Source organism: Candidatus Poribacteria bacterium (assembly GCA_026702755.1).
GTDB lineage: Bacteria > Poribacteria > WGA-4E > WGA-4E > WGA-3G > WGA-3G.
The window spans coordinates 39,061-64,279 of sequence record JAPPBX010000061.1 but is presented as its reverse complement, the minus strand read 5'-3'; the positions used below and the strand labels follow the sequence as shown (position 1 = coordinate 64,279).

25 protein-coding genes and 1 pseudogene are annotated in these 25,219 nt (G+C 48.2%); 14 read left to right on the top strand and 12 right to left on the bottom strand.

Annotated features, from left to right (window positions below; all coding sequences use genetic code 11):
- The first annotated feature begins 73 nt into the window (after positions 1-73).
- Both OXH39_11270 and OXH39_11265 read left to right on the top strand, forming a co-directional pair.
- Entirely contained in the window at positions 74-1,495 is a 1,422-nt protein-coding gene (locus OXH39_11270) for a sulfatase (protein ID MCY3551028.1), read from the top strand.
- A 50-nt stretch (positions 1,496-1,545) separates the two neighbouring features.
- Positions 1,546-2,655 carry a D-TA family PLP-dependent enzyme gene (locus OXH39_11265; GenBank protein ID MCY3551027.1) on the top strand — a complete coding sequence of 370 codons (1,110 nt, stop codon included), beginning with the start codon at positions 1,546-1,548 and terminating at the stop codon, positions 2,653-2,655.
- Positions 2,656-2,675: 20 nt separating this feature from the next.
- On the opposite strand, the gene OXH39_11260 is transcribed toward OXH39_11265, so the two are convergent.
- A complete protein-coding gene (locus OXH39_11260; GenBank protein MCY3551026.1) occupies positions 2,676-4,625 on the bottom strand; it encodes a hypothetical protein in 1,950 nt (649 codons plus the stop codon).
- A gap of 503 nt (positions 4,626-5,128) precedes the next feature.
- Between OXH39_11260 and OXH39_11255 the strand changes: the two genes are divergently transcribed.
- Positions 5,129-5,743 carry a Maf family protein gene (locus OXH39_11255; protein MCY3551025.1) on the top strand — a complete coding sequence of 205 codons (615 nt, stop codon included), beginning with the start codon at positions 5,129-5,131 and terminating at the stop codon, positions 5,741-5,743.
- On the top strand, positions 5,730-6,422 hold the full coding sequence (locus OXH39_11250) for a 5-deoxy-glucuronate isomerase (protein ID MCY3551024.1): 693 nt from the start codon (positions 5,730-5,732) through the stop codon (positions 6,420-6,422). The genes OXH39_11255 and OXH39_11250 overlap by 14 nt, the downstream gene beginning before the upstream one ends.
- Before the next feature lie 14 nt (positions 6,423-6,436).
- Here the strand turns inward: OXH39_11250 and yajC are convergent, their stop codons facing one another.
- From yajC to ruvB, 3 genes are read right to left on the bottom strand one after another with little or no spacing between them, the layout of a single operon-like run.
- Complete coding sequence (yajC, locus tag OXH39_11245) at positions 6,437-6,739, bottom strand: preprotein translocase subunit YajC (protein MCY3551023.1); 303 nt, start codon at positions 6,737-6,739, stop codon at positions 6,437-6,439.
- A gap of 20 nt (positions 6,740-6,759) precedes the next feature.
- Positions 6,760-7,788, bottom strand: a complete 1,029-nt coding sequence (gene queA / locus OXH39_11240) for a tRNA preQ1(34) S-adenosylmethionine ribosyltransferase-isomerase QueA (protein ID MCY3551022.1) — start codon at positions 7,786-7,788, stop codon at positions 6,760-6,762.
- A 42-nt stretch (positions 7,789-7,830) separates the two neighbouring features.
- On the bottom strand, positions 7,831-8,847 hold the full coding sequence (gene ruvB / locus OXH39_11235) for a Holliday junction branch migration DNA helicase RuvB (GenBank protein MCY3551021.1): 1,017 nt from the start codon (positions 8,845-8,847) through the stop codon (positions 7,831-7,833).
- Between the two features lie 118 nt (positions 8,848-8,965).
- Between ruvB and OXH39_11230 the strand changes: the two genes are divergently transcribed.
- Positions 8,966-10,243, top strand: a complete 1,278-nt coding sequence (locus tag OXH39_11230) for a transposase (GenBank protein ID MCY3551020.1) — start codon at positions 8,966-8,968, stop codon at positions 10,241-10,243.
- A gap of 133 nt (positions 10,244-10,376) precedes the next feature.
- On the opposite strand, the gene OXH39_11225 is transcribed toward OXH39_11230, so the two are convergent.
- From OXH39_11225 to OXH39_11215, 3 genes are all read right to left on the bottom strand, one after another.
- Positions 10,377-10,973 carry a Holliday junction ATP-dependent DNA helicase RuvA gene (locus OXH39_11225; protein ID MCY3551019.1) on the bottom strand — a complete coding sequence of 199 codons (597 nt, stop codon included), beginning with the start codon at positions 10,971-10,973 and terminating at the stop codon, positions 10,377-10,379.
- Positions 10,974-11,005: 32 nt separating this feature from the next.
- Positions 11,006-11,545 carry a crossover junction endodeoxyribonuclease RuvC gene (ruvC, locus tag OXH39_11220; GenBank protein ID MCY3551018.1) on the bottom strand — a complete coding sequence of 180 codons (540 nt, stop codon included), beginning with the start codon at positions 11,543-11,545 and terminating at the stop codon, positions 11,006-11,008.
- A gap of 148 nt (positions 11,546-11,693) precedes the next feature.
- Complete coding sequence (locus tag OXH39_11215; protein ID MCY3551017.1) at positions 11,694-12,440, bottom strand: YebC/PmpR family DNA-binding transcriptional regulator; 747 nt, start codon at positions 12,438-12,440, stop codon at positions 11,694-11,696.
- Between the two features lie 157 nt (positions 12,441-12,597).
- On the opposite strand from OXH39_11215, the gene OXH39_11210 reads away from it, so the two are divergent.
- Entirely contained in the window at positions 12,598-13,380 is a 783-nt protein-coding gene (locus OXH39_11210) for a hypothetical protein (protein ID MCY3551016.1), read from the top strand.
- Between the two features lie 37 nt (positions 13,381-13,417).
- Here the strand turns inward: OXH39_11210 and OXH39_11205 are convergent, their stop codons facing one another.
- The 5 genes and pseudogenes from OXH39_11205 to OXH39_11185 all read right to left on the bottom strand — a co-directional run bounded on the left by OXH39_11205 (position 13,418) and on the right by OXH39_11185 (position 17,041).
- The gene (locus OXH39_11205) at positions 13,418-14,032 is read right to left on the bottom strand and encodes a phosphatase PAP2 family protein (protein ID MCY3551015.1); all 615 of its coding nucleotides are present in this window, start codon (positions 14,030-14,032) and stop codon (positions 13,418-13,420) included.
- Positions 14,033-14,035: 3 nt separating this feature from the next.
- Entirely contained in the window at positions 14,036-14,524 is a 489-nt protein-coding gene (locus OXH39_11200; protein MCY3551014.1) for a peroxiredoxin, read from the bottom strand.
- A gap of 51 nt (positions 14,525-14,575) precedes the next feature.
- Positions 14,576-14,929, bottom strand: a pseudogene (locus tag OXH39_11195) (peroxiredoxin).
- A 248-nt stretch (positions 14,930-15,177) separates the two neighbouring features.
- Positions 15,178-16,041, bottom strand: a complete 864-nt coding sequence (locus OXH39_11190) for a phytanoyl-CoA dioxygenase family protein (protein MCY3551013.1) — start codon at positions 16,039-16,041, stop codon at positions 15,178-15,180.
- A gap of 46 nt (positions 16,042-16,087) precedes the next feature.
- On the bottom strand, positions 16,088-17,041 hold the full coding sequence (locus OXH39_11185) for a Gfo/Idh/MocA family oxidoreductase (protein ID MCY3551012.1): 954 nt from the start codon (positions 17,039-17,041) through the stop codon (positions 16,088-16,090).
- Between the two features lie 221 nt (positions 17,042-17,262).
- Between OXH39_11185 and OXH39_11180 the strand changes: the two genes are divergently transcribed.
- From OXH39_11180 to OXH39_11145, 8 genes are all read left to right on the top strand, one after another.
- Entirely contained in the window at positions 17,263-18,087 is an 825-nt protein-coding gene (locus OXH39_11180; GenBank protein ID MCY3551011.1) for a phytanoyl-CoA dioxygenase family protein, read from the top strand.
- An 81-nt stretch (positions 18,088-18,168) separates the two neighbouring features.
- Complete coding sequence (locus OXH39_11175) at positions 18,169-19,467, top strand: cytochrome ubiquinol oxidase subunit I (GenBank protein ID MCY3551010.1); 1,299 nt, start codon at positions 18,169-18,171, stop codon at positions 19,465-19,467.
- Positions 19,468-19,605: 138 nt separating this feature from the next.
- On the top strand, positions 19,606-20,646 hold the full coding sequence (locus OXH39_11170) for a cytochrome d ubiquinol oxidase subunit II (protein ID MCY3551009.1): 1,041 nt from the start codon (positions 19,606-19,608) through the stop codon (positions 20,644-20,646).
- Between the two features lies 1 nt (position 20,647).
- Complete coding sequence (locus OXH39_11165; protein MCY3551008.1) at positions 20,648-20,917, top strand: hypothetical protein; 270 nt, start codon at positions 20,648-20,650, stop codon at positions 20,915-20,917.
- Positions 20,918-20,935: 18 nt separating this feature from the next.
- Complete coding sequence (locus tag OXH39_11160; protein MCY3551007.1) at positions 20,936-21,937, top strand: hypothetical protein; 1,002 nt, start codon at positions 20,936-20,938, stop codon at positions 21,935-21,937.
- 34 nt (positions 21,938-21,971) lie between these two features.
- Positions 21,972-23,039, top strand: a complete 1,068-nt coding sequence (locus OXH39_11155) for a DPP IV N-terminal domain-containing protein (GenBank protein MCY3551006.1) — start codon at positions 21,972-21,974, stop codon at positions 23,037-23,039.
- 105 nt (positions 23,040-23,144) lie between these two features.
- On the top strand, positions 23,145-24,113 hold the full coding sequence (locus tag OXH39_11150) for a DPP IV N-terminal domain-containing protein (GenBank protein MCY3551005.1): 969 nt from the start codon (positions 23,145-23,147) through the stop codon (positions 24,111-24,113).
- A gap of 67 nt (positions 24,114-24,180) precedes the next feature.
- Positions 24,181-25,167 carry a hypothetical protein gene (locus tag OXH39_11145; GenBank protein ID MCY3551004.1) on the top strand — a complete coding sequence of 329 codons (987 nt, stop codon included), beginning with the start codon at positions 24,181-24,183 and terminating at the stop codon, positions 25,165-25,167.
- The last annotated feature ends 52 nt before the right edge of the window (positions 25,168-25,219 follow it).

The following is a 25,219-nucleotide window of genomic DNA, read 5'->3' as shown; positions in this document are numbered from 1 at the left end:
TCTCGTTTTTATCTTGAGGGAGCCGCTGAAATATGCTATGCTGTGGACATCACAAATTGAGGGAAATATTTTGATGTCTCGTTCAATAAATAAGCGACCGAATCTCGTCTATGTTTTTGCGGATCAACTCCGTTACCAGTCGTGTGGCTATGCTGGAGATACCCGCGCGCGCACGCCAAATATTGATCGTTTTGCTACGGAAGGTGCCGATTTCTGCAACGCTGTTTCTGGTAGTCCGATGTGCGCGCCCTATCGCGCCTCGCTTTTCACCGGCAAGTACGCCAGTAGTACCGGCATGGCAATCAATGAACTTCGCATGAATCCGAATCATGACTGTTTCGGGCATGTTTTGCATCGCAACGGTTACCAGACGAGTTACATCGGGAAATGGCATCTGTGGGCAAATCAATTGGGAAGACACAACGATCCGAAAAACTCCTACATTCCGCCCGGACACCATCGCCTCGGTTTTGATGGAGAGTGGTCGGCGTACAATTTTCATCACCTGTATTTTGACGCGTATTATCACAGGGACTCACCTGAAAAGATCGTGCTTCCGGGGTACGAACCTGATGGACAGACCGATTTAGCTATTGATTACCTGCAACGGGCATCAACAGGGGATGACCCTTTCGCGCTTTTCCTCTCAATCGGAACGCCGCACGATCCGTGGACACAAGACAACGTTCCAGCTGCTGATTACGAGATGTTCCGAGACGTTGACTTCCTGCTGCCACCAAACTATCGCGATGAGAACGATCCCTACGGCGATACGTGGGCGATTATGTCCCCCGCAGAACGTGCCGCGCTGCCTGAGTGGATGCGCGTCTATTACGCGATGACTGCGAATCTGGATCGGAATATTGGGCGGTTGCTGCAAGCCGTTGATGCCCTTGGGTTGCGCGACGATACAATTTTTGTTTTCACCTCCGATCACGGTGAGATGTTTGGTGCGCAGGGTCGCCGTGCGAAGAACATCTTTTATGAGGAAGCGGTGCGTGTTCCATTTCTGGTCCGATGGCAAAGGCAGATTCCGGAGGGACACGTCTCGGATGCATGCTTGAACACACCGGACATCATGCCGACGCTGCTGGCGATGATGGATTTGCCAATTCCGAAAGATGTTGAAGGTGCAAATTTGAGTAACACTGCCTTTAATCAACCCACTGATGAACCGGATGCAGCGTTTATGCAGGGAATGGGGTGTACCGCCAAATGGGAGGATGGTTATGAGTGGCGGGCACTCCGCACAAAGCAATATACCTACGCTGTTCATCGTCCGGACCGAAGTGAGAAACTTTTTGATAATATTGCTGACCCGTTCCAAACCCGTAATCTGGTTGATGATCTGGAATCGACTGAACTCCGAGATGGGTTCCGAACGATGTTGAAGCAGCGCATGGATGCGCTTAACGACACCTTTGAGGCGTGTACGTGGTATCGTGATAATTGGACCGAAGATCGGATTATCCTTCGTACGGCGACGTTAACCTAATTGTGCTAAAAAGTGACGGATAATGTTTTAACACGGAAAGAGGTAAACCCATGGATAAGAAATACCGTATTCAGAACGCTGAAACAATACCGAGTCCATCGCTGGTTGTCTATCTCGCACAAGTTCAATATAACATTGAGCATGCAGTTGCTACTGTCGGTGGGGATGTCTCAAAGCTCAGACCGCACGCGAAGACGCATAAAACCGCCGAGATTATCGCTATGGAGCGCGATGCGGGTATCCTCAAACACAAATGCGCGACGTTGCGGGAAGCAGAGATGCTGGCACAGAACGGTATAGCGGATATTCTGATTGCCTACCAGATGGTGGGTCCCAACGTCAACCGTTTTATTTCGCTGCAGCAAAATTATCCAGATGCTGATTTCAAGGTTGTTGTCGATCATCAAGAAGCAGTAATCGCGCTCTCATCATCAGCCGCGAGGCACGGCTTGACCGTCAAAGTCATGCTGGATCTGGATGTAGGAATGAACCGTACAGGGATACCGGTCGGCGATGCTGCTGTGGATGTCTACGCGCAGATTGAAGAAGCAGACGGATTGCAACCGTGGGGGTTGCACGTCTACGATGGGCATATCCACGATGAAGATGTCGCCGAACGGAGAGCATCCTGCAACAAGAGCCTTGCACAGGTGGAAGAGATGCAGGATAGACTGACTGCTAAGGGACTCGAAGTGCCGTTGATCGTGATGGGTGGCACACCGACCTTCCCCATCTATGCGAATACGCCGGGCGTTGAGACATCACCGGGAACGTTCGTTTTTCATGATCACGGCTATACAACCCGCTATCCTGATCTCGGTTTTACACCTGCAGCTTTGCTTCTGAGCCGTATCATTAGTATTCCTACGCCGCATCGGGTTACGCTTGATTTGGGGCATAAAGCCATCGCTGCGGATCCTGATGGTGTGCGCGGTGTCGTTTTGAATATTGATGATGCTGAGGTGAGCATGCAGCATGAGGAGCATTGGGCGATTAACGTTCCTGACAGCACACCGATGCACATCGGACAGGAGATTTACGTCTGCCCGACACATATCTGCCCTTGTGTTGCGCTGCATCCGTTTTACTATCTGGTGGATACCGATGGGTATTGTAGAGGCACGTGGGAAGTCACGGCGCGCAATCGGAGTGCTGCGTGAGTTGGTGTTGGAAAGGACGCTCAGGGCCACGGAAAGAACGGTGCGGGAACATTTGCCGCCCAACTGATGAGCGTCCACACAACCGCCATGCTAAATTCCCCGAAAACCATGCCTAAGAAAAATGGTCGCAGTCGCTGATACTGCCGAATGCCGCTGTAACGTAGAAGTGGCGTTTTGATGCCCCATGCAATTAGCACAGGGAACCAGAACACGATAAGTGTCCACGAAGCCGATAAGGCGTACCCAAGTGGGTGCAGGGGCCACCACCAATATAGCATTCTCAAGATCACTAATCCTGTTGTCACAAGCACGCCAATCCCAAAAAAGAGTCCACCTGTTGTGCGGAGATCCGTGCCTAATCCTTCCATCGCTGCGACATTGTCCTGAAATGCCCAGAGCGGATTGCCGCGATAGGTGTAGCTATACATATAGTTAGCACCGTGGGTGTAAGGAAGCCACAGATGGATTGCCGCTGCACTTATGAATGCGAGTATACTGCCGAACACGAACACACCCAACAACGAACGATAGGACATTCCTACCCGATCCCTAATTTTTAAGCCATCCAAGAAACCTGTGAGGATTAATCCGCGCTGATCGCGGGTGAAAATCGCATCAAGAAACGACAGCACAGTGAGACTCTGCACACCGAGTGCTGCTTTGGTTGAAATGAGTTGGTAGAGATCTAACGGTCGGAACGACGTTTCTGTCATTAGTAAGCCGCCTTCGGCGGTGCTACGCGCCATCACCACCGCAACAATGCAGATATAAACCAGTATCTCGAACGCTGCAAAGCCTAAATTCAGCCCTGCTGTGTAACACCATCCTATCGCAAGAATTATACTGATGATGAGTCCCCAAACCGCTGTGCGATACGGTAAAAGTTCCTCGCGATCATCCGCTTCCGTCGCAGTGAACGCCCGGCGAAACACTTGTCGGAAATGCGGAAATCCCATGTAGATGAACGAAGCCACGAGTACCATATAAGCCCCCGCAACTTGGTAACCGATATAGAGTCGGGTTGGGTAAAGCGGCATAGTGCTTACTCGCCAACCAAATATCGCAGCGACAACATCTTGAAACCGGGTGAGTAGAAAGAAGAACCACAGGCTGAAAAGGAGTTGGGTGGGGAGTAGATAGAAGAACCCTACTGCCGCGAAGGACAGAAAAATCGGTGTGTAGACCATAGCGTTGAAGGGGCGTTCTGTGAAGTATTGATTGAGTATGTACCTCAGCGGAAGATTCGGGATTTGGGGCCAGATTTCATGAATTCCGTTTAGTGTAAAGATAAAGGCGGGCAGCGCAAACCCCAGCCACATCAGGCGATTCCGAAGGAAGCCGCGTCCCTCGTGTACGAACTCAAGCGGTAGTGAAACCAGTGGAAAAGAGAGTTTCTCGTTTTCAATCCACTGTTTACGTAAAATCGCTGCTAAGCAGAGAAACGCCGTGAATACCAGAAAGACAAGCACACCCCAGACGAACAGCGGTTCCACCCATGCTCGCCACGGAATCGCGTCGCCTGTTTGTATTCCTTTGTAGAAACTGATGGCGATAGCTGCTTGTCCTTTCTGTTCTGGAGAGAATGGAATCAACCAAGGCTTTATGTGTGGGAAAAAGAGGGTGTCCCAACTGTTGGTCTCGTTGGTGAAATAATTGACTGCGATCAGTGCGGGGATGAGTTTCTCCATAACACCGCGCGATGAAATCATTGATGCGATAAGCATCATGCAGTAAATGCACATCAATTCGCGGGGGGACAATCCGAGTCGATCGTTCAGTTTTTCAAGCAACCGATTCGCTATTACGAGAAAGAAGAATAACCCAATAACTGCGGGTGGTAGTTGTAAAAACCCGATTTGGATATAAGTAATTACGAGTTCCGCATAGGAGACGATGCAAATTATGGCAATAACGAAGCAGGTGCCAAGTAGGAGGGAACGCCCTGATAGACGATTTTCATTTGTAGGCAACAATATCGCACTGTCCTGTCTGAAATTTGGTAAAGTTTATCATGATGTTTAAGATATTGTCAAATGCAACTTGGGCGGCGAGGTTGCTGCATCATGACGAGTTACAACGGTTGAATATACATAAAAAAATGCCCTAACGTTGTTTTTTGTAGTTTTTTGTAACCGATTCATAGACAACTACGTTATTCAAAGTATGAATAACTCTGCTTATCTATGGACTGAAGCTATGCGAAATGGTTCACTTCAATCCTTTGCAAAGATTAATCCGCTTGTTGGTTTACCGCCTAAGACTTTGCGTTTATATAGCGTCTTAGGGGTTTTCAAAAAAGAATATTCCTCGAGTGAAAAGCCTGACTGGTTTCGCGTACCGGAGGCTGACCAGCGTCTTAAAAATATAGGGCTTTCAAAGAGGGGTATTGAAAAAGCGTTCCAGGAACTGGTCCGTGTAGACCTGTTGCAAATCCACGATGAGCGGGATGCACGGTGGTATAGCCTAAAATAACATGCAAACGCGCGCGTCTACTTTAAAAGTCCCGCGTCTGATTTTAGCCTCTGCGTCTCCCCGACGTGCCTCTCTATTATCGCAGATCGGGCTAACATTTGAGGTCTGTCCGAGCGATGTTGTGGAACCCCCGCTTAGCATGTATTCAAACAAGTCCGCGAGTGAGATAACGCGCGAACTTGCTTTGATTAAGGCGAAGGCTGTCGCTCAGGATCACAACGATGGTGTGATTATTGGGGCGGATACGCTGGTATCGCTGGATGGAGAACTTCTCGGCAAACCGTCTGATGATGCGGATGCCCTAACGATGTTAACACACCTTAGTGGTAACTCCCACGAGGTTGTGACGGGCGTGACGTTAATTGACGCAGCAACGGGGCGGAACAGTGTCTGGTCGGAGACAACGCAGGTTTATTTCCGAGAGTTATCCAGGGCCGAAATAACCACCTATATTGCGAGCGGGGAAGCGTCAGATAAGGCAGGTGCCTACGGAATCCAAGGCCGGGGTGCTGCTTTCGTTCGACGCATTGAGGGGTGCTATTTTAATGTCGTTGGGCTTCCGTTAGCGAGTCTTGTCGAACACCTATCGAATTTTCAATCCAATGTCGGCATCTAAGAATTACACACCTACCGATGGCTACACCGAAATTGTGAAACCCGGCGAAATGGCCATCACAAAACTCCATTTCGGAATTCTTAATCTCACTCCCGAAGCAACCTTTTTTGACCATTCTGATGACACCGAAGTCGCTTTAATCGCGTTAGGTGGACACTGTACTTTATTGGTGGGACATAACGGCAACAAGGCAAACGGTGCTTTGGGTGAACGTTCGGATGTCTTCAATGGAGAGGCGTGTATAGGCTATATCCCACATCACACAACTTATGAGGTTCTCGCAGGCGAAATCGGTGTTGAGATTGCGGTGTGCAAAGTGCCATCTCACTCAGAATCCGCAGCGGCTATTTTGGATGCTGGGGAGTCAATAAATGAAAGTGAGACGCATCTCAGGATTTGGGAAAATTCTTCATCAGATGGGATAGGTGATGCACGCAGGATGCCTACGCCGGAAGAGGCGATCTGTTTCCAGAGGTTTCTTGATGGGGCGGGGAGTGCTGTCTTTGAGATCACGCGTACCGAAAATGAGCGGTTCGCAAGTTCACCGTATAGCGAGGAAACGGTACGCGTGCGGTTGTATAACAACGATGTGTTAGCAGCTCCAGAACAGCATAACATCGTGTCGCTAACATCTGAAGGCGTTGGCTACCAGTTGTGGATGCAGCCCGATTATTCGTGAGTCTTGTTTGGGACCTACTCGCCTTCGATAAGTTCGCCTCCTTTTTTGAGAAAGGCAACGGAACTCCGTGAGATTTGAACTTTTACCTCTTGGTTGTTCAACTCTCCAACGGCGATAAGAATAATGTCCTTATCGTTACTGAGTCCAAGGATTTTGCCGTGTAACCCACCATTTGTTACAATTTCATCGCCTTTGGTCAGGTTTTCCAGCATCGTCTGATGTCTTTTGCGTTTGGCTTGTTCGGGCCTAAATAGCAAAAAATACATGATAGCACCCATAGCGATAAAAGGAACAAGTAAACCTGTTAGTGCTTCCATAAAATCTCTCCTTCTGTTTTTTAAATGATCAGCATGGCATCGCCATAACTATAAAAACGATAGTTGTGTTGAAGTGCTTCTTGATATGCCTTCTGAATTAGGTCTCGTCCAGCGAAGGCACTCACGAGCATGAGTAAGGTTGATTTGGGTAGATGAAAGTTTGTGACCAAGGCATCTACGACGTTAAATTGGTACCCCGGATAAATAAAAAGTTCGCTATCGCCACTATAAGGGTGGACAGTCCCTGTTGCCCCTGCCGTTTCTAAAGAGCGTACCACTGTCGTCCCGATGGCGACAATTTTCGTGCTTCCCTCGCGTGCTCTGCGAATTCGGTTCGCTTCTGTTTCAGTGAGGTGAATATATTCAGCGTGCATCTTGTGGTTCTGAATGTCTTCCACTTTCACCGGTTGGAAGGTCCCGGGTCCAACATGCAATGTTAGGGTTGCTGTTTCTACCCCGTTATCTTTCAATTCCTCCAGCAATTCTTGTGTGAAGTGCAATCCTGCTGTAGGGGCTGCGATTGCGCCTTCAGTTGTTGCGTAAACCGACTGATAACGCACTTTATCTTCGGCATTCGGTGGACGACGAATATAGGGTGGCAAGGGCATATTGCCGACATCGGCGAGAATGGTTGAAAACGTACCGCTGTAGTTGAAGCGGACGATGCAGTATCCACTCTCTGGCTTTGCCAGTACTTCTGCTGTCAAGACTCCGTTGCGGAATACAATCTGTGTCCCGATTTGAAGGTTCCGCCGCGGTTTGGCGAGTACCTCCCAAATATCCGCCTCTTTTTCACGAATAAGAAGGAGTTCTATCTTTCCCCCGGTTCTGCTTTTGTTACCGATTAACCGTGCCGGAATTACCTTAGTGTCGTTCAGGACTAACAGGGCATTGTCCGGTAGGTATTCCGCAATCTGCGAAAACTGAGTGTGATGAAAATCACAGGTATCGCGATCAACTACCAAAAGTCGTGATGCATCACGCTGTTGAAGTGGACTTTGCGCGATCCGGTCGGGCGGTAGATCGTAATCGAAATCTGTGAGTTTCATAACTGTAGATGGGGTTTGAAACCTTGTCAGCAAAATGTACAACTAATGGAACAGCGATGTTTGTGTGCCTACAGGATAGTCAAAGTAGGCATAAGCAGCATCTGTAGCGACACGTCCGCCCGGTGTTAGCATCAAAAACCCCTCTTTGATATAGTAAGGTTCGTAAACCTCAGCGATAGTGCGTTCATCTTCACTGAGGGCGACAGCGAGTGCTTTAAGCCCTGCGCGTCCTTTGAATTTTTCAATAAGCGTCTGAAAGTAGGCATAATCTTGTGTATTTAGTCCGCGTTCATCAATGCGAAAGAATTCGAGTGCTTCCTCTGCGATTTCAAGTGAGAGTGTGCCGCTGCCTTTGACTTGGGCATAGTCTCTGACGTTGGCGAGTAATTTATTTGCGATTCGCATCGTGCCGCGAGAACGGCAGGCTAATGCGTATTCTGCGGCTTCATCGATATCAATGCTGAGTTTCGCGCTATTAATACGAATTGCTTGTTGAATGTCTTCTGCTTCGTAATAGTCGAGGTGGATGCGGATACCGAATCGATCTCGAAAGGGACCGGCAAGCAATCCTTCACGTGTCGTCGCGCCGACAAGCGTAAAGGGTTTGAGTTGAAGTTGGACAACATCTGATGTGGGTCCTTGACCAAGCGTTAAGTCGAGTTTATAGTCTTCCATCGCAGGGTAGAGCGATTCTTGCACATGCCCTTTCATCTGGTGGATTTCATCAATAAAGAGAATGTCGGTCCGCTCAAGATTTGTCAAGGTTGAGGCGAGGTCAAGGCGTTCCATGACGGGCCCGATGGCTTGTTTAAAGTTACTCTGAATTTCATTGGAGATAATTTTTGCAAGCGTCGTCTTCCCAAGCCCGGGTGGACTGACGAGTAGAACGTGTTCCAGTGCATCGCCACGCTTTTTGGCAGCTTCAATGTGAATGCGGAGTTGTTCTTTGGCTTGTTCCTGTCCGATAAATTCGCTCAGTGTCTCCGGACGAAGGCTATAGCCAAAGTCATCATCTTCATGTTGCATCTCAGAGAAATCTGGTATTTCGTGGTGGTCCATTTTGTTTCGTCCTATAATAGTTACTATAGTTTGGACAATTTTAAAAATTAAGATGCGCGAAAGCAGAAAAAGAGGTATCCTTTCATAAACATACGCTTGTTTTGAAAGGAACGTAAAAATGAACCTCCTTCTCTGCTTAGAAAGTATTCTATCGGATTTTCGTCATTTATTCAATCAACAAAACTTTGCTCTTTTTCAAGCCTTTATCTTTGGCTTCATCGCCAATAGAGGCAATGGGACACTGACAGACCTTTATCAATGTAGTGGGTCAGAGACGCAGTATTGGTCATTTCCGAAGTTTCTTTCCCGGGGGAAATGGAACGCCGATGCCGTCGCTGGCGTTCTCATCAGACGCATCCAACACTATTTTACCGATTGGGTTTATGTCTATGATGAGACCAAGGCACTGAAGACAGGCATAGCACAATGGGGATTGCATTTTTTCCGCAACTTCAGTTATCAAAAGCGTCGCGTGAATCAATCGAAGTTTCATTACGGACACGAGTTTGGGGCGTTAGGTCTACTTTGCCAGACAGCGACACAGTGGCATCTATTCCCCGTCTGGGTGAAACTCATTCTGCCCCAGTCGATTCGCGATAAAAGTCAGGCGGTGTTGAAACGTATCTGTTCAAAGATACCTCCGGGACTTATCATCTTTGACCGTGGCTTCGCACGGCGAAAAGTTTTTACAATGGCATTGAGTTTCGGACATCATATCTTATGTCGTGCGAAATCTAATGCCGTGTTCTATCGTTTACCGAAACCGACGAAACGCCGTCAACGCGGGCGACCGAGAAAATATGGCGACCGTCTCGATATTCGCCGACTCCGATATAAGGACACAGATATAGACGGTCAAAGGTATTCGATTGCCTCAAAGGTCGTCCGGACGAAGATGTGTGATGCGAATGTTCGACTCGTCATTATTCGTAAGCGTCCGAAGGCATCAAAACCGTATCGGTATTTCTGCGTCTTTACAACAGATTTGACGCTTGAGATACCTCAGATTGCGACATACTATCGCAAGAGGTGGCTCATAGAAACAGCTTTTCGAGATGTCAAACAGCACTTCGGATTTGATGCCTATCGGCTGAAATCTCGAAAAAGTATCAATCGATTTGTGCAGCTAAGTTTTGTCGCTGCGAGTCTAACGAAGTTGATATTCACACTGCCGAATGCTACACAGAAAACTATCAGTGTTCAGAACGTCTGTCAACATCTCGGCATTCATTGGTATCGTCCGAGAAAACTCACACAAGGCTTGCGGGTGGCTTATCTTCGATCGCAAATAGCGGTGTCGTCATTTTTCGCTAAGTTCAATGAAAAAACAAACTCGCAGGATATTAAGGTGAGTGTTCAAGAGGATACACACCTGCCTTTGGACAAGGCAGCATAACTTTACAACATTGTCCAAACTTTAGTAATAGTTACAAGTCATCAGTTAAGAGAGCACTTGTGGCCGCCACGACATCTCTTATTACTCTCACTGCGAGGCAAACTGACAACTATTAACTGAAAACTTTTTCAAACTAATTTCGGATATAGCGGAGTGCCTGCGCAACTAAATTTTCTCGCTGTGCAGAATCACCAAGTACTTTCTGTGCCTTTTCAACGGCTTGTTCGGCTTCGAGTTCCGATGCGCCGAGATTGACGAGCATTTTAATCACTTCTACATTTAGGGATCCCGTCTCTCCGAGTTCAGCCTCACCTTCGAGTTGCATTTTCATAATATTCTTTTTCAGTTTAGTGATGATGACTTGGGCGATGTCTTTTGTTAACCGTGGGACACGCATGAGGGTGGTTGCATCTCCACGCTGAACGGCGCGCTGGAATTGTGTGGGGGAAAGTCTCGCAACGATGTTTTGTGCAAGTGCGGGCCCGACACCGGTAACGGTAAGTGCCAATTCAAAAACTCTCAAGGCATCTCTGGAGGTGAACCCGTAGAGGGTAATTTTATTTTCTCGAGTTTGGTTGTAGTATGTATAGAAGGTAACGGTATCGCCTATGGGTGGTAAATCCGTTATAACTCTCGGTGGTACATCAATGGCATATCCGATGCCGTTTACATCTACAATAACCTGTTTTGTCTCTTTGTGGACGATAATGCCTTTGATATAAGAGATCATCCTAACGTTCCTTTAAACAGAGATCCGCTGCGCTACTGTGTATACTTTTTTTGGAGTTCAAGAACTTTATAAGAACGGGCATGACAAAGTGCGAGCGCGAGGGCATCTGCTGCGTGATCGGGACGAGGCGGTTCCTTGAGTTGAAGGAGTGCCTGTGCCATCTTTTGCATCTGAGATTTCGTGGCTCTCCCGTAACCGACAATCGCTTGTTTGACCTGCGTTGGTGTATACAAGGCAATGGGACAGTCCGCATTCGCGGCTGCAAGTTTGACGATCCCTTTGACTTCACCTACGGCGAATGCGCTGCTTACGTTTTTGCTGAAGAAAATATCCTCAAGTACTATATTCTCAACGGCGAACTTTGCAATCAGATGGGTTACGGCATCGTAAATTTGTTTTAGTCGCACCTCTGACGCTGTTTCCGGGCTTGTCCTGATGTTTCCAAAGTCGCGCGGGGTAAGTTGGTTCGCGTGAGATTCAACCACCCCGTATCCAGTATTTGCGATGCCCGGGTCAATGCCAAGAATTATTTTTTTAGTGTTCCTTTCGGTTGGGTGAGGTGATTTTTGCATTTGATGTCCCTTCCCATAGAGCCGTCCTCCACTACATTACGCACTAAGTTTTTGATGCTGTGAAGAATTTTACCAAACACCTTGAGCGTTATGATCAGAACTTGCCCCTACGACTGATACTCAAATAGTCGCGAGTTGGATGCGGTCGTTAAGCTGCGGCTTCTAAAAGGTTATCGGGAATATCGAAATTGGCATAGACTTTCTGTACATCGTCGAGTTCGTCAAGAGCATCCATGAGACGTAGCATCCGTTCTGCTTCTTTTCCTTCGAGTTTCACTGTGCTTTGGGGAATCATGCTAATTTCAGCGAGTTGGATTTCAGCGGATGTTTCCTGAATTGCCGTTAGAACGCTGTCGAACATTTCAAAGGGGGTAATGATTTCTATGCCTGTCTCGGAGGCAGTTACATCTTCAGCCCCCGCTTCAGCTGCGGTCATGAAGAGTTCTTCTTCATCGATGCTCTCTGATGTAACGACGATCAATCCACACTTGTCAAAGCCCCACGCGACGCATCCCCGCTCACCGATTCTCCCTTCGTGTTTGCTGAAAACGTGTCGAACCTCAGCGATAGTCCGGTTACGGTTGTCGGTTAGGGCTTCTATCATCACTGCGACACCACCGGGTCCATAACCTTCGTAAAGGATTTCTTCATAAGTTTCACCTTCGAGTTCACCAGTGCCGCGAAGTACCGCTTTCTCAATGTTATCGTTGGGAACATTGCTTGATTTTGCTGTCGCAATTGCGGTTCGTAGTCGTGGGTTCATATCTACATCGCCGCCGCCAATACGCGCTGCTGCGGTAATCTCTTTCACCAACTTTGAGAAGAGTTTACCGCGTCTGGAGTCATTTGCTGCTTTTTTATGTTTAATTGTTGACCATTTAGAGTGTCCTGACATAATCTGTATCCTTTCTGTTTCTGATTCAATTAATATAGCATAAAAATGAAAAAGATGAAACTTAAATCTACGCTACTTGTATATTTTGATTGGACAAAACCTGAAGTCTGTGCTAAACTTGTTACATCCTTCGTTTGAGGAGTTTAAATACGTTGCTATGTTACCCTTTGTTCTGAAGATCGCCGACCAACCTGTTGAACGTCTGCATCGTATCAATGCTGAAAATCAGCCTATTGATGTCGATGTGCGATCGGAGTTGTACTCGCGAGAAATTGAGCGTGCTGGTCCGGCGCGTGCGTCGCAGCCACGGCGGTTAAGCCAGTTAATTTTGCAAGAAGCTACCGAGAATGCTTATACAGCGTTTATTGGTTTCCTTGAAGATAACGCGGAACCGGAGGCTTTTTTGCCGTTTGAGCGTCTCTCTGAGTATTCTTGTCAACAATATGCGTTGATTCTCTCGGTGTCGCGTTCTCACGAACTCTTTGAAATTTGTCAGATCCAACCCGATGCCAGCCCTTCTGTGCTGTACTACGGAGGGTATGAGATAGCCATCAAACCGCGCAGATACATTTTAGATACTGCAGCTTATTTGGTCGCACCTGATAAATATACGCTTTTTGTACGACAGGCACGGGAAGAAGACACAATTCGGGTTTACCGTAGCGAATTTATTAATCTCACCCAAAATTCACCACCGCCGTATAAACTTAATACCAGCGATATAATTGAAAGTGTGCAATTAGAACTCGTAGGGGAACGGGAACAGGCTGTGCCAATAGAACAGCTGCTCATGTTTCCACCGAGTGCCGAAGAGACTAACTCTGCTTCGGTAATTAAATGTCCTGAATGTGGTGGGCGTGTGCGCCAGCTCGGCAGAGAAGGTATTTTCTGCTTAGAATGCGATTGGGATAACCTACCTCCGCTCAAACACCCACGATAACTTGAGACTGAAGCGCACATCCAATCCTTTCTGCGATTCAACTTTGGCTTCCAAGTTTTGCCATCTCCAGAACAAGTACCGTGTTGCCAATAGCAAGTAGCGCGCCGACAACGGTTTGGAGAAGCGTGTGCCGTTTTCGGTAGATCCGCGCCCAAGCGATTAAGGGAATCAGCAGAAATAGCCATCCGAATTGTGGGTTAACGAGCATGACGAGAACAGTAATGCACCCCGTGGCGACACTGCTGTGAAAGCTGATTTTCCACATCGGGGTAATTGCGGAGAAGATAACGCTATTTGTAATGTATGCGACTCCCGCCCAGACGATTTCGCGTGCTGCACCCAGCTGATGGAGTAGAACGGTACCTGCAATCATGCTGATAAGCGTACAGCATAAAGGTAGTAGTCGTTCTTCCCTGTTCTGCAGATGAAAGTCACTGACTTTAGCACACCGGACCATCACTGCTATTGACAGGACAGGCAGCACGGTAACAAACAAGACGACAATCGCTAACCAGCGGAGTGCGTTTTGGGGGTCCGCATGTTTTTGGACGACCCCAGCAGCTGTTACAATTGGCACCAAAAATGGGCTGAATAAAACAGAGGTGCACCATGCGATGCATGCCGGGATTGTCAATGAATTGCTACGCGTCATCAATTAATTTGACGTTTCCAAAGTTTTGAAGAAATTGACTAAGTCGGTGCCGTGCGTGCCGGCGTTAACGTTTTTGTCGATTTCCAAGATTTTCCCAGTTTTGTCAATGACAACGGCTAATCGCTGAATCTTGCCGTCTGGTGCATTCGTAGCGCCGTAGAGGAGCGCGAGGTTGCGTCCAGTGTCCACCAAAAGCGGGAAGTTCAACTGATTTTCTGCCGAAAATTTCTGATGTGAGTCTGCGTCGTTTGAGGTAATCCCAAAGACCTGTGCATCGTATTTTTCAAAACTACTCGACTCATCACGGAGCGAGCAAACTTGAGCCGTTCAGCCACGCCCGAAATCGCGTGGATAGAACGCTAATACGACATTTTTCTTCTGATGTAATTCGCTGAGTTGGTGCGTTTTACCGGTTCCATCAGTTGCGATGAAATCTGGTGCGGATTGTCCAACTTCTACCTTCGGTAGGACTTCCTTGAGCAGTGCGGTCACATCTTCACCGTGCGTTTTGACGTTGACTTCTCTATCAATGGCACGGATGTATCCGGCTTTATCAATGATAAAGGTTGTTCGTTTTGAGGCGTTGAAGTTTTCGATGATGCCGCTGTACTGATGACTCACCTCAAATTCGGTATCGGCTAAGAGTGAAAATCCAAATTTCTCTTCTTCCCTAAACCGCTTATGTGAATCAACATCGTCAACACTGACCCCGAAAAGGACACTGTCGGTTGCTTCTATCTCGCTCAAACTATCCCGGAGCGAGCAAAGTTCAGCCGTTCAGCCGCCGGTAAAATCTTTTGGATAAAAGGCGAGGACGATATTCTTTTTGCCTAAATAGTCGCTGAGACTTCGCTCAACGCCTTCTTCATCTTTCAATGTAAAATCGGGGGCGATCATGCCCACTTTTAGCGTATCTGGCGTTTTCACTGCTTTCTCTCCTGAAGCTGTTGGAATCAAAATAGCGGTTATGAGGATAACAGCCCAAACGCTCGCATTAAGCCATGTTTGAAACATCGCGTCATGCCTCCGTTAAATATGTTGTTACTGAAATTATACGCTATTTTGTTGTGGGTGTCAAATGAATTTCTGTTCAGTAGGGCACCGTTTTGTGCTTGTATTAATGTCACGTTGTGATAGGTGTCCTATCAGTTTGAGAGGATACCCTGTTCCTCAAGCCACACCTTCAATGGAACGTCTGCGTCCTTGGGTGAAAAATGCCCGTTTGCATTGGTTCCGCCACCGAGTAGCTGCTGTCGGATCGGATCGTTCCGTTCAAACATCTCTCGTGGAATCGTCATGTTGTCTTTGCTCCGTAGCCATCGGTAGCCGTATCCGTAGAAGAGTCCCTTGCGAGTGATGTCCGAATCGTTTTCACTACGGGCGTGCCATATACGTCGGTCAAAGAAAACGGCATCACCGGGTTTACAGCAGACTGGCGTTGCGCCTTCGGGGAGCGAACCGTCTACCGGTTTCTCAAGTTTGTCCGAGAGATGGCTTCCCGGAACCACATAGAAATTCCCGCGTCCCGTTTCGGAACAATCAGAGAGCCAATAGACGACTTTTATTGAGAGACGTGGGCGCGGTGAACTTTCAATTTCCGTGTTGACACGTCCACTGTCCTGATGCCATCCGAGTGGGGCAGGTTTGCCACGAACCTCATCAGGACGAGGTGGTGTGATGATGAAATGGCTGTGGTAGGAATAGATGTTCCATCCCAGAATGCCCCAGACCTTCGGGAATGTTTTATGCCAGTCCAGGATATTCACGAAAATTTGATCAGTGCCGAGGAAGTTCGGGTAGAAAAAATTGCTGTGCTCAGTCATCTGATTTTTGGTATGTGGATCATAGCCAGCGTCGAGATGGTCTTGGTAGATGCGATCTACCCGTGTTTCAAGACGTTCAACGAGATCTAATGGGAGCGCGTTTTCAACGATGAAATATCCGTCCTCGTTCAGCTTTTGGTGCTGTTCGTCAGTAATCTGATGTTGTAGATGTCGTTCGTCAAGCATGGATTAAGTCTCCAATTTGTGATGTTTGTCCACATAAGCGAATGGGTTAATCTGGTAGAGGGCCTTCTATCTGATCAACCAGGTGGATGGAGTTAATAACATCACGGAGGTCTGTGAGCGGGACTTCTCGGTTGCGGACGCAGTCGGCAAAGTGACGGTGCATCGTTAGTACACCCTCATAACTGGGGCTGTCACGCTGGTCCACTTGATCAACTTCCCAACCTCCCATAACGCTTCTATTGTTATCTTCGTGAATTTCGATTTCTTCGGGAATTTTCATATAACAACCGATACCAACCCCGTGCAATTCGGAACGTAGGACACGTCCACCCGATGCGCGACTCCCAAAAAGTACACCTGTGACGTTGTTATCAAAGCGGACAAAGGCGGTGTAAAAGTTGCGTTGTTCGGCACCAAAAGTGTCGCGATGCGCGGTGACTTCTACGGGTTCACCACCTGCCATATAGCGGAGTAGATCGACAACATGGCAAACATCGTTCCAAAGGGTTGTCGTAAATTCCCGATTTCCGCCCAACATCTGTTTGTTAAAGGTGGTGACGGCTAATGTAACGGGTCCCTTCTCTGCGACGCGCCGCATGGCTTCACGTGTAACAGCAGCATATCTACGCTGAAACCCTACCATGCAGTAGACATCGTTTGCCACCGCTGCCTCAAGTAATTGTTGTGTTTCGTCGCTGTTCGCACCCGGAGGTTTCTCAATAAATAGATGCTTGCCAGCGTTGAGGCAATCCAAGGCGGGTTGCAAAATCCACTTCTCGTTCATGACACAATAGACGACATCTAAGTCCAGTGTGTCGAGCATCTTCCGGTGATCTGTGAAGGTGTTTGGGAACTCATATTTCTGGGCAACTTGTGCGAGTTTCTCCTCATCCAGTTCACAGGCACCGAGCATTTCGACATCATCTTCCAAACGATTTACGCTTGGGTAGTGCGCGCCTTGGCTGCGTCCTCCTGCGCCGATAAATCCTGCTTTGAGCATTGTGGCTCTCCTTCGTCTCAGTGTTCGCTAAATTTCGCCGGTTGAAGTATCCGTACTTTAGCACAAGGCTGAATTGATTGCAAGAAAATTTTTCGGACATTAAAGTTTGATTCTCTCAATTTTTTGTGGTATTCTTAACACGACAGTAATCTTTGAGCAGTTAAAACATTTCTCTGTTCGTAGGGTAACTCGAAACTGAACTGATTAATAAGGAGAGACTCATGCCAGTTTTTGACGCAGAAGCCTTGGATTTTTGGGAAGAGAACGGTTACGTCGTTGTGCCGGAGGCGGTACCACTTGAGAATTGCCGCGCCGCGGAACAAGCCGTCTGGGATTTTCTTGAGATGGACCGCGACGACCCGGACAGTTGGTATCCTGAGCCACCGCGCAAGAGCATCATGGTGGAGATTTATCAGCATCAGGCGTTGTGGAATAACCGCCAATACCCTCGCATCCATCAGGCGTTTTCAGAGATTTGGGAGAACGAGAAACTTTGGGTTAGTTTTGATCGTGCGAGCATGAATCCGCCGGAACGTCCAGACTGGAAGTTTACCGGTCCTTATTTACATTGGGATATGTCGTTAGATAATATGCCGGTACGTTTGAAGGTGCAAGGTGTTTTATATCTGGCGGATACCCCGGGGAATCAGGGCGCGTTCACTTGTATTCCGGGCTTCCATCGGAAGTTGGAAAAATGGTTGGGGGACTTACCTGATGATGCGAACCCGCGGGAAGTTGTGCGAGACTACCAGGCAGAGGCGGTACCCGTTGCAGGAAAAGCGGGGGATCTGGTTATCTGGCATAGTGCATTGCCACACGGCAGTAGTCCGAACTCTGCTGTGCGTCCTCGGATGGCACAATACATCACGATGTCACCAGCACCAAATGATGGTAAGGATACAAACGAAAGCCGTGTTAAAGGATGGCGCGAACGGTTAACTGGTCTCGGGAAAGAGGCGAAAGAAAAGGAGCATTACCAGGGTGAAACAGCGGAATTGACACCTTTAGGAAAGAAACTCCTTGGTCTTGAACCGTGGGTTGCGTGATGTGTCTTTGTCGTTAGCAAATAGGGTGGGTGCCTGTGACGCTCACTGATGTGCAGCTGGCGCATGAAGGAGGTTACTCTCATGTCAGATTTATTGGCAGCACGCGCACAGATGGCGATGTCACTTGCATTTCACATTATTTTTGCGGTGATCGGTATAGCGATGCCGCTGCTGATGGTGATCGCAGAGGGACTATGGCTCAAAACGCGAGAGGAGATTTACCTGACGCTTGCGAAGCGGTGGGCAAAAGGCACTGCGATTATGTTCGCTGTTGGGGCGGTTTCTGGCACTGTCTTGTCTTTTGAACTCGGTTTGTTGTGGCCCAATTTCATGGCTTACGCCGGTCCGATCATCGGCATGCCGTTTTCATTGGAAGGGTTTGCGTTCTTCCTTGAGGCGATTTTCTTGGGGCTTTACCTCTACGGCTGGGACCGCATTCCAAAATATGCACATTGGTTTGCTGGTGTGATGGTGCTGCTCGGCGGTACCTTGTCCGGTATTTTCGTTGTCACCGCGAATGCCTGGATGAACACGCCTACCGGGTTCTCTATTGTTAATGGCGAAGTGACAGACGTTGATCCGATTGCGGCGATGTTAAATCCTTCGTCGTTTAGCCAAGCACTTCACATGACCATCGCTGCTTTTCTGACAGTCGGGTTTGCAGTGGCGGGCATCCACGCCTATTTTCTGCGACGCGATCCGAACAACCTTTTCCATCGCCGGGCGTTCGCGATTGCCTTGAGTGTTGGTGGTGTATTCGCGCTTCTCCAACCGATTTCAGGCGACATTAGTGCCAAGAAGCTCGCGAAGCACCAACCCATTAAACTCGCAGCGATGGAGGCGCAGTGGGAGACGGAGCGCGGCGCGCCTTTACGCATCGGTGGTATTCCTAACGAGGACACTGAGGAGACCCGATACGCGCTTGAGATTCCGAAGGCTCTTAGTTTTCTTGCGCATTCTGACTTCAACGCTGAGATTATGGGGCTTAAGGCAGTGCCGCGGGAAGACCGTCCACCTGTGGCAATTGTGCATTTCGCATTTCAAATTATGGTGGCGTGTGGGATCGTATTGATTGTCGCTGGTGTTCTCGGTGGTTGGCTCGCGTGGAAGCACAAAAGCCTGCCAGACCAACGCTGGTACCTGCGCTTTGTCACGTTCTGTGCTCCGCTTGGGTTTATTGCGATTGAGGCGGGTTGGACGGTCACGGAAGTCGGGAGGCAACCGTGGATTATCTATAACTACATGCGCACTGCTGAGGCGGTAACCTCAATGCCGAACCTCGTCGTTCCGTTTGCCAGTTTTACGGTGCTTTATATTTTCCTCTCAATTATTGTTGTTATCCTGTTACGTCGTCAGATCTTCCAGAGTCCCGACTTGTAAGGAGCCATGGAAAAGAGGGAAGATTGGAAGAGTGGAAGGACTACTTTTGCTATCCATTCTTCCAATCTTCCATGCCTTCAGGCTGCTTTAAGAGATAACATCTAACATTGAAAATTGCTAAGAGGTAGCGAGAGTCTTATGCTGACCCTTGAATTCTGCATTGCATGTGTGATGCTTATTTCCCTGATTATTTATATGCTAACGGGTGGTGCTGATTTTGGCGGCGGCATTTGGGATCTCTTCGCGACGGGTCGTCGTGCGAAAGCGCAGCGTTCACTTATCGCACACGCGATTGCCCCGATCTGGGAAGCAAATCACGTCTGGTTGATTGTGATTGTCGTTCTGCTTTTCGTAGCGTTTCCTGTCGCCTTCGCGGCGATCAGTACGGCTTTGCATGTTCCACTGACATTGATGCTTATCGGTATTGTGCTTCGCGGCACGGCGTTTGTATTTCGTACTTATGATGTCCAATCGGATACAATACACCGACGTTGGAGCCGGTTGTTTGCGATTGCGAGTGCTATTACGCCTGTGATGTTAGGAGTTACGTTGGGGGCTGTCGCATCTGGCACGATTCACGTTGATGTGGAGAATGGACAAGTGGAGACCGATTTTATCTCAGCGTGGTTCGCGCCGTTTCCGTTTGCAATCGGGTTCTTTACTTTGACGTTGTGTGCGTTGCTCGCGGCAGTGTATCTCACGCTTGAAACCGAGGACACTGAGTTGCGGGAGGATTTTCGGCGACGTGCGCTTCTCTCGGCAGTGAGTGTCGGCGTGATGGCGGGATTGAGTTTTATATTATCGGCTGAAGGTGCGCCTACAATTCGACGAGGACTCGGTAGCGCGGTCTGGTCAATCCCGTTTCACATCTTGACGGGTGCGGTGGCGTTGTGGGCAATCTGGACGATTTGGAACCGTCAATTTCACCTTGCACGTATCCTCGTTCCGATACAGGTTACACTCATCGTTTTCGGTTGGGGGCTGGCGCAGTATCCGTATCTTGTCACACCAGACTTAACCTTTTCAAATACAGCTGCACCGGATACGGTGCTACGTCCGCTGTTGATTGTGCTGATTGCCGGGGGGGTGCTGTTGGTGCCTGCTTTCTGGTATCTTTACACTGTGTTTAAGGGTGCAGCTCGGAAGGCGGGGGAAACCGAAGAAGAGATTCGTACTTAACGTGAATTTGATAGAAGATTTTGAAGCGTGCGATTGCGCTGCGTTCAGCGAACTGGGCGCGGGCATGTTTAATATAATTGAGGGGCATATTTTTGCAAATTATGCACCCTTTGTCTACATGTATTGTGTCTTTAATGTTAAAGGCACGAACAAACAACGAAAAGGTTGGCTGAAAAAAGTGTTTGATTTTCCAAGAACTTTACATCAGCTTTACATATTTGAAGCGGATGCTGATTTAGAAGTTATTATTCAAATTGCAGGATGGTCTTAGGAGGGAAGTCTTATGAGAATGATGAGATTATTAGTGCTTTTCTTATTCACTTTGTTAATTCTGAATGTAGATGTCCTTCCGGTTTTCGCGAAAGCACCGACGACCCCAAAAATCCTGTTTACCTCCGCACGAGATGGTAATTACGAAGTCTACATCATGAACCCGGATGGCTCAGAACAGGTGAACCTAACACAGCACCGCGCGCAGGACCTGGATGCCGCTTGGTCCCCGACTGGCGAGAAGATTCTTTTTATCTCCGATCGCGGCGGGAAGCGAGACCTCTATCTGATGGATCCAGATGGTTCCAATGTCCAACGCGTTTTCAGATCCAAGACAAAAGAGATGAGAAGAAGTCCGACATGGTCCCCTGACGGAAAACAGATCGCCTACGATCAAATAAACTTTGACACTCGCACATTTCATACCTACATTGCGACGCTTGGCGAACAAGATAAAGAACAATTTGTACCGGGTACTGGTCCAGCATGGTCGCCAGATGGAACGGAAATTGTTTGCCAAATACGTAGTCGACTTACACTTGTCAATGTGCGCACACAAGAACAAAAATTACTTCTACCCAAGAAAGCAAATGCACATCAACGTGCTTCATCTTGGTCGGCATCCGGTGACAAACTTACATTTGCTTGGAATAACAAGCCGTTACCGCCGCTCTTGCCGGGTGGACGTCTTCCTGACGATTGGCGTGATACGCAGACGATCTACCTAATCAATCGAGATGGCACCGGTCTCCAACAACTTATTGATGAAGCCGGTCCTATGGCACAGTATCCGGAACTATCACCAAATGGAGATGAAGTCCTTTATACAAAGGTAGTTAACGAACGGCACCAGATCTTCAAACTTGATATAAACACCGGTGTCCAGACGCAATTGACACATGTTGGGATGCCAAGATTCGGAAATTTTGGGGGCGATTGGTTTGATCCTTCGTATGGGTTGCCAGTTTCACCGCAACCGGAGCTGCTGACGACACTATGGGGAAAGGTGAAACGGGAATAGGAGTTCAGGCATAGCCGAACAAGAGGAGTTTATTATGAAATCAGCGATGACAGATAAACGGGTATATTTCGCATTTGGGGTCGCATTGGTGTTAGTCCATACACTGCTGATAAATAATATCTGTGCTCAGACTTATGGTACTCAATACATTTCCTATGTATCCAACATAACAGGAGACTATAACGTTTATCGGCAGGATACAAATGGCGAAAATCTCCGTCCACTCACAAACCATCCAACAGATGAGAAAGATTTAACGTGGTCGCCGAATGGACGATTTTTGGCTTATACCTCAAATCAAGACGGAACCTACAAGATTTATGTCTTGGACATAAGGACAGGGGAACATTGGCGACTCACAAACCGCCACGAGAGAGAGTGGACACCGGCATGGTCTCCTGATGGAAAATGGATTGCATTTGCCTCTGGTAATCTTGACTTTATTCCCGGGGTCAAAATCAATCTAACGACCGATATCTACAAAGCGGATATCAACGGCGCACATCTGGTGCAGTTGACCGACAAGGGAACAAACGTGGGACCCACTTGGTCACCAGACAGCCAACGGATCGCGTTTGTCTCCTACCATCGGGGTAATGAAAGGAAAGGTATCTATGTGATGGATGCCGATGGAAGAAGGTTAAGACGAATTAATGATAAAGAGGTACAAGCACTCGATGGCATAATTCAAAGTCAGTGTGCTTGGTCTCCCGATGGCGAACAGATCGCCTTCAGTATGGTTGTCCCCAGGGAGGATCGCATGCACTTGTACGTGATTGACATAGATGGTAAGAACTTTCGTCAACTCACCGAGGGTCCCCCTATATTGGGGAACAAGGATGGTGTTCGGTTTCCTGAGATTCGCCAGCCTGTCTGGTCGCCTAATGGAAAATGGATTGCCTATGTTTATGAAAAATCATTTGGCGATGCTGATATTTATGTTATAGATGCGATGGGAAATGGACGTGGAAAACCGCTTGTGAAGGCTGGCGGGAGGAATCTATCTCCTGCATGGGTGCCGGAGGGGTTTCTCTCTGTATCCCCGAGTCCGGAGAAACAGACAACACTCTGGGGTAGGTTGAAGCAGTCTGTCCACGACTAATTATGTTGTGGATGTTGGGATGCAGCGGCAAACTCTGTCAACGCCCATTTCCCCTATTATTACTAAACTCGTTATGTCTGACTGGTATACGTGGAGGATATAAAAATGAAAGGAAAACTTGCCTATATTGTATTGGGAACGACACTGCTATTCGTGTATTTCTTATTGGCGACGAATCTTTATGTATACGCATCCGATGTGCCGTATATTGCCTTTAGTTCCAAGCGGCGGAATGAAAATTATGATATCTACATGATGGATATCAACGGCAATAATCTCCAGCGGCTGACAGACCATTTAGCTCATGAGACTTATCCTACGTTTTCGCCGGACGGACAGCAGATGGCTTACGTTTTCTCTCCGGATGGCAATAAGGACATTTATGTGATGGATCTCAAGACGAAGGTATCTAAGCGACTGACGAACCATCCGGCACGTGACCTTAATCCCGCATGGTCTCCGGATGGGCGATGGATCGCGTTTGCCTCCGAGAGAGCAGGAACACTTGACATCTACAAAATCGAACTGAGTGGTGCGAATCTCCAACAGTTGACGGACGCGGATGAGAAGAATAACACCCCGGTTTGGTCCCCTGATGGTCAATTCATCGCTTTTCGTTCTTTCAAGGACCCGGCTGGCATCTATATCATGGATGCGGATGGCGGAAATCAGAGCAGACTCAAAAACCAACCCCACCAGGCATATACACCCGCGTGGTCTCCGGATGGCAAACAGATCGCCTTTTGCGCAGTTTTTTTCGGAGGCTATGACATCTGCATCCTAAACGTTGATGGGACAGATCTCAGACGGATCACCCGCCATCGGAACGGTGAGGGGTCGCCCGCTTGGTCACCTGATGGACACACGATTGTTTTCTCGTCCTGGTGGGACAGAACTTCTGACATCTATCGAACAGATATCAATGGCATCATAGGGAATCGCCGCAGATTGACACGCCATCCGGAGTCAGATATGGGTCCGACCTGGGTGCCAATAGGTCCTTTATCTGTTTCTCCGACTGCGGAGACACAAACAACACTCTGGGGCAGACTCAAGCAGACCGCCCACGACTAAATGAAGGACATCGGAGTAGATAAAGCGGTAAAATCAATTCTGACTGGCAAACGTGGAAAAAATAAAAATGAAACGGCACCTGACTTATATCATGTTCAGAACGACCTTGCTTGTGGTGTACTTTGTGTTTGCGGTAAACCTATACGCCTACGCATCCGATGCTCCGTATATTGCTTTCAGTTCCAAGCGGAGTGGAAATTATGACATCTACATCATGGATATAAAAGGAAAGAATCTCCAGAACTTAACAAACAGCCCAACACATGAGTTTCAGCCCACGTTTTCGCCGGATGGACAGCGGATGGCTTATGTGTCCTCTCGGCATGATGGCTATCTCGAAATCTATGTGATGAATCTCAGTACGAAGGTATCCCACCGCTTGACAAATCACCCAAAACATGACGCGAATCCCGCATGGTCCCCAGACGGGCGATGGATCGCTTTTGACTCCAATAGAACAGGGAGGTATCACATCTATAAAATCGAACCAGACGGCGAGAATCTACAACAATTGACGCACGAGGGGTGGGATAACTACAACGCGGCTTGGTCCCCTGATAGTCAATTCATCGCTTTCGGTTCTTTCAGAAGCGGCATCTACATCATGGATGCGGATGGCGAAAATCCGAGACGACTCCCAAATCAACCGCGACGGGGACAAGTGCCCTCATGGTCGCCAGATGGAAAACAGATCGCTTTTAGTGATATGACTTTAGAGGCAAAGCGGGATATTCTACTAATGCCTGATCGGAATATCTACACCGTAAACGTAGACGGGAGCGATCTCAGGCAGAGGACACGCCATCCAGCGGATGATTTGGCTCCTGTCTGGAGCCCTGATGGAAAATCAATTGTTTACTATTCCGTGTGGAATGAGAAATCTGACATTTATCTTATAGAAGGTGGGCTTGGGCGACATGGCGGCCAACTGACGCGTCATCCGGCGGAGGATAAGCATCCGACGTGGGTGCCAAAAGGGTTCTTTCCCGTCTCGCCAACTATGGAAACACAAACAACACTCTGGGGCAGACTCAAGCAGACCGCCCACGACTAAATGAAGGACATCGGAGTAGATAAAGTGGTAAAATCAATTCTGACTGGCATAC

Bases quoted from the DNA above. Each gene is read 5' to 3' on its own strand.
- OXH39_11210 (MCY3551016.1), top strand. From the start codon at position 12,598: ATGTTACCCTTTGTTCTGAAGATCGCCGACCAACCTGTTGAACGTCTG.
- OXH39_11190 (MCY3551013.1), bottom strand. From the start codon at position 16,041: ATGCTTGACGAACGACATCTACAACATCAGATTACTGACGAACAGCAC.
- OXH39_11185 (MCY3551012.1), bottom strand. From the start codon at position 17,041: ATGCTCAAAGCAGGATTTATCGGCGCAGGAGGACGCAGCCAAGGCGCG.
- OXH39_11250 (MCY3551024.1), top strand. From the start codon at position 5,730: ATGTCGGCATCTAAGAATTACACACCTACCGATGGCTACACCGAAATT.
- OXH39_11160 (MCY3551007.1), top strand. From the start codon at position 20,936: ATGATGAGATTATTAGTGCTTTTCTTATTCACTTTGTTAATTCTGAAT.
- OXH39_11265 (MCY3551027.1), top strand. From the start codon at position 1,546: ATGGATAAGAAATACCGTATTCAGAACGCTGAAACAATACCGAGTCCA.
- OXH39_11155 (MCY3551006.1), top strand. From the start codon at position 21,972: ATGAAATCAGCGATGACAGATAAACGGGTATATTTCGCATTTGGGGTC.
- OXH39_11180 (MCY3551011.1), top strand. From the start codon at position 17,263: ATGCCAGTTTTTGACGCAGAAGCCTTGGATTTTTGGGAAGAGAACGGT.
- OXH39_11270 (MCY3551028.1), top strand. From the start codon at position 74: ATGTCTCGTTCAATAAATAAGCGACCGAATCTCGTCTATGTTTTTGCG.
- ruvB (MCY3551021.1), bottom strand. From the start codon at position 8,847: ATGGACCACCACGAAATACCAGATTTCTCTGAGATGCAACATGAAGAT.
- OXH39_11230 (MCY3551020.1), top strand. From the start codon at position 8,966: ATGAACCTCCTTCTCTGCTTAGAAAGTATTCTATCGGATTTTCGTCAT.
- OXH39_11150 (MCY3551005.1), top strand. From the start codon at position 23,145: ATGAAAGGAAAACTTGCCTATATTGTATTGGGAACGACACTGCTATTC.
- OXH39_11255 (MCY3551025.1), top strand. From the start codon at position 5,129: ATGCAAACGCGCGCGTCTACTTTAAAAGTCCCGCGTCTGATTTTAGCC.
- yajC (MCY3551023.1), bottom strand. From the start codon at position 6,739: ATGGAAGCACTAACAGGTTTACTTGTTCCTTTTATCGCTATGGGTGCT.
- OXH39_11205 (MCY3551015.1), bottom strand. From the start codon at position 14,032: ATGACGCGTAGCAATTCATTGACAATCCCGGCATGCATCGCATGGTGC.
- OXH39_11215 (MCY3551017.1), bottom strand. From the start codon at position 12,440: ATGTCAGGACACTCTAAATGGTCAACAATTAAACATAAAAAAGCAGCA.
- ruvC (MCY3551018.1), bottom strand. From the start codon at position 11,545: ATGCAAAAATCACCTCACCCAACCGAAAGGAACACTAAAAAAATAATT.
- queA (MCY3551022.1), bottom strand. From the start codon at position 7,788: ATGAAACTCACAGATTTCGATTACGATCTACCGCCCGACCGGATCGCG.
- OXH39_11170 (MCY3551009.1), top strand. From the start codon at position 19,606: ATGCTGACCCTTGAATTCTGCATTGCATGTGTGATGCTTATTTCCCTG.
- OXH39_11175 (MCY3551010.1), top strand. From the start codon at position 18,169: ATGTCAGATTTATTGGCAGCACGCGCACAGATGGCGATGTCACTTGCA.
- OXH39_11225 (MCY3551019.1), bottom strand. From the start codon at position 10,973: ATGATCTCTTATATCAAAGGCATTATCGTCCACAAAGAGACAAAACAG.
- OXH39_11145 (MCY3551004.1), top strand. From the start codon at position 24,181: ATGAAACGGCACCTGACTTATATCATGTTCAGAACGACCTTGCTTGTG.